Raw genomic sequence first — 7,077 nt, forward strand, 5'->3', positions numbered from 1 at the left:
CTCGCGCACGGGGGTGGGCGCCGTCTCGCGCGCGGCCGTCCGGGCGGCCGGGCGGGCGCCGCGCAGCACCTCGGCCATCGGCGCGGCCGAGGCCAGCCGGTCGAAGGTCGCCGCCTCCATCACCACCGTCTGCGGCTCCGCCCGGTCCGGGTGGTGCAGCTCGACGGTGACCAGGTCGAGCGCCAGCTCCCGCACGCCGCCCAACTCCCCGGCCAGCGCGTCGATCTCGACCGGACCGTCCGTCAGGTCGGGGTGCCGGAGCACCACCACCCGCACCAGGTCCGCGTCGCTCTCCGCGTGCTTGCCGGTCAGGTCCGAGAACCGGATGATCTTCTGGCCCATGTCTCCCTCTCCTGTGCCCCTGTGATCAGCCGAGAGCCTACGCCGGGATGATCATCGGCGCGCGCAAGCGGCCGGGCCCGGGGGAGCACCCCCGGGCCCGGCCTCACCTGTCGTGCATCCTGCCTTGCGTCAGTGGAGCGTCAGCGTGGTGCCGCCCCCCTCTCGGGTGCCGTCCCCCTCTCAGTAGCGCGGGTCCACCCGGTAGGTCGGGTAGTCCGGCACGTACCAGTGGCTGGAGTGCCAGATGCCGAAGGTGAACCGGACCCCGTGGCTGCCCCGCTTGTTGGCGGCCTTGAGGAACTTCTTGCCGATGCTCTTCATCAGGTAGGACAGCGCCCACAGGACCCAGCCGGCGGCCCGGGCGGCGATGTGCGGGAGCTTCTTCAGGATCCCGGAGATGCCCTTGGAGATCTTGCTGGAGACGACCAGCAGACCGCCGATGGTGTTGCCCTCGGCCCGGCTGAAGTTGGCGACCCACTTCTTCTTCCAGGACATGCCCGTCAGGTCGTCCATGGTGATCGGGTCGACCGGGTAGCCGTAGGCGTTCGGCGAGCCCTCCAGGACCGGGTCGGTCTGCAGGAAGCGGCCGGTGGTCGGGTCGTACAGGCGCACGCCCATCAGGGTGAGGCCGGAGACGCTGTCGGCCTCGCGCTGCGCCCCGCCGAGCCAGCCGTACGCGGCCGAGCCGGTGGCGTCGACGACGTTGCCGTACTCGTCGTAGTGGTAGACCGCGAGGTCCTCGGTGCCGTCGGGGGACATCTGGACGGACACGTCGCCGTGCAGGTTGGTCAGCAGCAGGACCGCGCCGCCGTCGGTGCCGGTGGCGGCCGTGAGCCGGCCGGTCAGGTCCAGGACGTTGCGGGTCAGCTTGGCGGCCGCGTCCTTGGACCAGGTCGGGCTGTCGGTGCCGCCGTCGAAGTGCTTGGTGTCCTGCGCGGTGACGGTCCAGGTGCCGTCGGTGCCCTTGGTCTCCGTGGTGGAGAGCGCCAGGCGGCCGGCGGCGTCCAGGTCCCAGGTCTTGCGGGTGTCGCCGAGGGTCTCGGTGCGGACCAGGTCGTTGGTGTGGTAGCCGACCTGGGTGCCCTTGGGCAGGGCGGTGGTGCGGCCGAAGGCGTCGTACACGTAGTCGGCGTCGGTGAGGCGGTCGGCGGTGTCGTAGCCGTGGGTCTCGGCCTGGGTGACGGTGTCCGCCGTGGCCGGGTCGCAGTCGTCGGTGACGCTGGTGCGGTTGGTCCGGTTGCTGCTCCTGTCGAACGCGTAGGTCCGGGTGGAGCAGGCCAGGCCGGTGCTGTCGGCGGCCTTGGTGAGGCGGCCGGTGGCGTCGTAGGTGTAGCCGCTGGTGGTGCTGTTGCCGTCGCTCTGGGTGCGGCCGGCCTGCTGTCCGTGGACGGTGAAGTCGGCGGTGTCGGCCAGCAGGACGGTGCCCGCCTGGTTGGTGTAGGTCTTGCCGGTCTGGACGCCCTGGCTGTCGTAGCTGCTGGTCAGGGTGTTGCCGCCGGGCATGGTCTGGGAGACCAGCCGGCCCTCGACGTCGTAGGAGGCGGTGAAGGTGCCGGCCACCGAGTCGGTCAGGGAGGTGGGCAGGCCGCGCGGGTCCTTGGCGGTGTCGTAGCCGTAGGTCACGGTGGACGGCACCGAGTCGGACTTCTTCACCGGGCGGTCGAGCTTGTCGTACTCGGTGGTGGTGACGTTGCCGGCGCCGTCGTCGTAGGAGACCTGGCGGCCGAGCCGGTCGTAGCCCTGGGTGACGGTGGCCTTGCCGTTGCTGGTGGTGGCCAGCTCGCCGTTGGCGGGGTCGTAGCCGAACACCGTGTCGGCGACCGCGGTGCCGGTGCCGCCGCTGATCGAGGTCTTCACCGCGCGCCCGGCCGCGTCGTAGCCGCGGGTGGTGGTGCGGGTGACGCCGTTGGCGGTCTCGGTCTGGACCGTGACGTTGCCCCAGCGGTCGTACTGGAAGGTCTTCGTCGGCAGCTGCGGCGGGTTGGCGCCGCCGCCGGCGATCTGCGCGGCCGGGGCGATCGAGCAGACCAGGTCGGCCCACTCGGGGTGGCCGGCGCAGGCGCCGGTCCCGGTGCCGGTGTAGTACGTGGTGACGGTGGTGGCCGCGTCGGAGCCGGTGGAGTTCGGGCGGCTCTGCGAGGTCACCCGGCCGCTGGCGTCGTAGCCGGTGCTGGTGGTGATCTTCAGGCCGGCCGGGTCCTGGACGGCCGAGGTGGGCAGGCCCTGGGCCCAGTCGTAGCCGGTGGCGGTGGTGCGGGTGTCGGCGTCGGCGGCGTAGCCGTCGATCCGGGCGCCGACCGTCACCGAGGTGGTCATGTCGCTGACCGCGGCGTTCGCCGGGCGGCCCTCGTCGTAGCCGTTGACGGTGTGGGCGCGGGCCGGGACCTCGTCGCCGGCGGCGAGCGCCGGGGAGCTGCCGGAGGCGGCCACGCCGTGCTCCAGGGTGACCAGCTGCAGCGGGTCGTACCGCTCCAGCAGGCGCTTGCCGTCGGCCGAGTGGACCGAGGTCGAGGAGAGCACCTGGGCGCGGTCGGCCGTCGAGCGGCCGGCGATGCCGAGGGCGCGCAGCTTGTTCAGGTCGTTGCCGGTGGTGGCCAGGGCGAGGACGCGGTTCTCCGCGGAGAGGGTCCGCACCGGGCTGCCGTAGGCGTTGTACTCGGTGGTGGTGATGCCGCCGCCGGGGGTGGCGGTGTTGACCTCGCGGCCGGAGGCGTTGGTGTACGTCACCGAGGCGCGGTTGTAGCCGGCGGTGCCGAGCGCCTTGCCGTCGTGGGTGGCCGGGACGGCGTCGGGTGGCAGGACGGCGGTGGCGTCGGTCGGGGCGTCGCTCTGGCCCCAGGCCGCGACGTCGGACGGCGCCAGCGGGTACGGCGCGTTGGCGCCGCTCAGCGGGACGTCGTAGACGACCGAGGTGGTCGCGGTGCCGTCGGTGACGTCCTTGCTGCCCTGCTTGAGGGTGGGCCGGGAGGCGGCGAGCAGCATGCCGTCGCCGGCGGTGGCGGCGTTGCCGGCCTTGCCGTACTCCAGGGTCCACGGCAGCTCGCCGGGCTCGGTCACGGTGGTGACCCGGCCGGCCGCGTCGTAGCCGTACGCGGTCTTCAGCGCCGGGCTGATCCGCGGGTCCCAGACCTCGCGCAGCCGGCCCTGGGCGTCGTACGCGTACTGCGAGACGGCGACGGGGGCGGCGGTGGCGGCGCCGGGGTCGGTGGACCACAGGCGGATCTGCTTCACCTGGCCGGCCGTGTCGCCCAGGGCGGACGCGGTGGCGGTGGTGGTGTCGGCGTAGACGTACTCCAGCACCCGGCAGCCGGCCGTGGACGGCACGGCGGCGCAGTCGGCGGAGGCGGTCGCCGAGGACGGCGCGACCACGTACTTCGGGCGGGCCAGGGTCTTGCCGCCGGAGACGACCTTCTCCGAGACCACCGAGGTGGTGGAGTTGTCGCTGGGCAGCGAGGAGCCGGAGGCCTGCCAGGTGGTGGCGGCCGGGTCGACCTTGGCGAAGGTGACGGTGGTGCCGTCGGTGTCCTTCAGGGTGAAGGAGCCGGTGAGCGCACCGGTCAGGGTGAGGTTCTCGGCACCGGGCTCGGGCTTCCAGCCGCCGGCGCCGGTGGCGGTGAAGCCGGTCTCGGAGCCGTCCGCGGAGACCACCGAGAGGGAGGTCGCCGAGGTCTGGCGGACGTAGGAGTAGGCGGCGTCGGTGAGTTCGGCGGTGGTGCCGGAGCTCCACTGCGGGCCGAAGATCGCCGCCTGGCCCTCCTGGGCCGAGCCGTTGGCGGGCCGGCGGGAGGAGAAGGAGCGCTCGGCGTGCAGGCCGAAGGCCTCGGCGTCGCTCTCGGAGAGGGTGAGGTCACCGGTGAGGGTGTTCACCTCGCCCGGGCCGACCTTGGTCTCCGGCGCGGTGCCCGCGTTGCGGTCCACCGTGACGGTGTTCGGCTCGGTGGCGTCGGTGGCGGTGCCGTCGGTGAACACCGCGCGGACGTCGACCGGGCCGTTCTCGGCCAGGGTGTCGGTGATGTTCCAGGTCAGCGCGGCCGGCTTGCCGCCGGGGGCGGTGAACGGCCAGGCCGTCACCGGCTTGCCGTCGGTGGTGGCGACGTTGGCGACCGGGACGTCCTTCCAGGCGTCCGTCTCACCGCGCCGGTACTGGTAGCGCACCCCGGTGTAGGTGCTGTTGCCCTCGGCCTGCAGCGAGGTGCGGCGGGCCGGGCGCTCGCCCGCTCCCGGCGCGACCAGGGCGGAGCCCTTGCCGGCGTAGAAGGCGTACGTCCTGTCGGCGGAGACGTTGCCCGCGGCGTCCCGGGTGTGCGCGGTGACGGTGTGGGAGCCCGCCTTGAAGGTGAGCTTGGCGCTGACCGGGGTGCCGGTGGTGGCCGCGGTGACCCAGGCCCCGCCGTCCAGCCGGTACTGGATGTCCTTCACGTCGCTGGTCGGCGGGGTGAAGGTGAAGGTGCCGCTGTAGCTGCCGTTGGCGTCCGGGGTGCCCGCCCACTGGCCGGCCGGGAAGTCCCCGGAGGAGACGGTGGTCGCACCCGGCGCCGTGGTGTCCACGGTGAAGGAGCGGAAGCCCGACCAGGCGCTGTTGGCGGTGCCGTCCCAGGAGCGCGAGCGCCACTTGTAGGCGCCCGGCGCCAGCTTGGTGCCCGGGGCCCAGGTGAACGTCGAGCCGGAGGCGGCCATGGCGGTGCGCCCGGACTGCAGCGCGGCCGTGCCGTTGGACGCCCAGACCTCGAAGTCCAGGGCGATGTTGCCGCCGTCGGGGTCGGTCGCCTTGGCGGACAGCGTCGGCGTGGCGTCGTTGGTCAGCGCGGCGTCGGCCGGGGAGACCAGCGTGGAGACACCCGGCGGGGTGTTGTAGGTGACCGACAGGTACGGCGTGTTGGACGTCGCGTTGCCGGAGTTGAACTTCTTCCAGCCGTACGGGTCGGACTCGTCGGTGGCCCGGATGCCCAGGGTGTTGTTGGTGTTGCCGTTGGCGGCCCAGGCCTTGACCAGCGCGGTGATGTCCTGGTTCACCCAGCCGTCGTTGCAGGAGCTGGAGTAGCCCTTGGTCGCGGTGGACGTCGCCCACTTCTTGTTCCAGCCGGGCTGGGCCGTCCAGCGGGTGGCCGTGGTGGCCGTGCCGGTGTCCCAGACCTCCCAGCTCTTCGCGGTGCAGGACCAGCTGTGGAAGTTCCACAGGTTGAGCTTGCCGCCGGTGATCTGCTTCCCGCTGATCTTCGCCATCGGGAACTGCAGGAACGAACGCGCCACCTGGCCGGAGCCGTTGTTGCCCAGCTTCAGCTCGGTCTGCGAGGAGACGTCGGTGGCGTAGCCCTGCTGGACGAAGGTGTCGAAGCCGACGCCGATGTTGACCGCCGGGTCGACGGTCACCGGGTACTTCGTCTTCGGGTCGTTCAGGAAGGCGGCGTCCGGGGTCAGCGTCAGGTCGATCGCGTTCCCGTTCTGGACGACCTTCAGCGCGACCGGAGCGGTGCGGGTGTGGTCGCCGCTGCGCTCGTCGACCTGCGCGTCCCACATCACCGGGGCGGGCAGCTGGCCCTTCTCCTCGCCGGTCTTCGGGTCGAGGAAGGAGACCGAGTCGTCCGGGTTCTGCCGGGCCTGGAGGCCGGCCGCGTCCAGGGTGAGCGTCACGCTGCCGTTGGCGGCCACCGCCGAGCGGTCCTTGAGCTCCAGGAACTGCTCGAAGCCGGTCCGGGTGGACTCGATGACCAGGTCGGTGGCGGTGAGCGCGTCCGCGTACCGGGCCCTGGCGCCGTCCACGGTGGGAGCGGGCAGGGCGCCGCGCCAGGACAGCGACATCGCGGTGCCGCTGCCGTTGTCCAGCGAGACCAGCGGCGTGGCCGGGGCCTGCTGGGCGCCGGCCGGGGCACCGGCGGCCTTGAACGCCGACGCGGCGGCGGGCGGGGTGGCGCCGGCCAGCGAGAGGTTGAGCGGGTGCCCCTTGGCCTTGACGCTGCCGTCCGACTGCCGCGCCAGGTCGACGTCGATCGGCTGGAGCCTGCCGGACTTGTCCTTGTAGCGGACCGGGCCGGAGGCGAGGTCCAGCGTGGTGGTGCCGTCCGGGTTGATCCAGCTGGTGGTCGACTCGGTGCGCTCGTCCACCACCTCGATCCGGCGGTTCTCCAACCGGGCCTTGAGGTGGGCGGTCGCGATGTCCTTGGCCTCGGCCGGGCCCAGGGCCTTGGCGGGCTTCGGGGACTGCTCCGTGGTGACGGCGACGGCCTGACCGGTCGTCATGATGACGGCGGCGGCCTCGACCGAGAGCACCACCGCCAGGGCGACGGCGGTGTGGCGCAGTACGCCGTTGCCGCGGCGCGCTGCGGAGGGGGGCGGCGAGCCGGCTTCGGCCCGCTGCCGCGGTGATCCGCCCGTGGGGCGTGACATGGAACTCCTCGACTGGTCCGTACGGGAAGGAAAGGTGGTCGGAAAACGGGGGGACGGTCGACGTGCTGATGGTGCGTCAGCCATGACGGGGTAAAGCGACAGCAAAGAACCGGCCAATCTCCCGGGCGGGAGGAACCGGTCGAAAGCTGCTTGGAAGGCGGGAAAGCGCCCGGGCGCGACGGCGGGTGGCCGACGCCCTCGGGTACGGCGCGGGCCGCAGCGGGGCTCGGTGTGTTTCAGCGCGTCCCGGCGCGTCCCGGCGCGTTCTTCAGCGGCGGCCGGACGGGAGCCGGACGGCCGCCGGCAGGGCCCTGGCCAGCAGGTTCCGCGCCCTCGACCGGGCCGCCGCCT

General features: G+C 72.8%; 2 protein-coding genes. Both read right to left on the bottom strand.

Annotated elements, in window-relative coordinates:
• The coding region (locus tag AE652_RS31040) for a hypothetical protein (RefSeq protein WP_049657548.1) at positions 1–342 on the bottom strand (342 nt) is incomplete at its 3' end.
• 180 nt (positions 343–522) lie between these two features.
• Complete coding sequence (locus tag AE652_RS49320) at positions 523–6,726, bottom strand: DNRLRE domain-containing protein (RefSeq protein WP_053112351.1); 6,204 nt, start codon at positions 6,724–6,726, stop codon at positions 523–525.
• Positions 6,727–7,077: the final 351 nt, after the last annotated feature.

This window comes from Kitasatospora sp. MY 5-36 (assembly GCF_001182915.1).
Taxonomy (GTDB): Bacteria; Actinomycetota; Actinomycetes; order Streptomycetales; family Streptomycetaceae; genus Kitasatospora.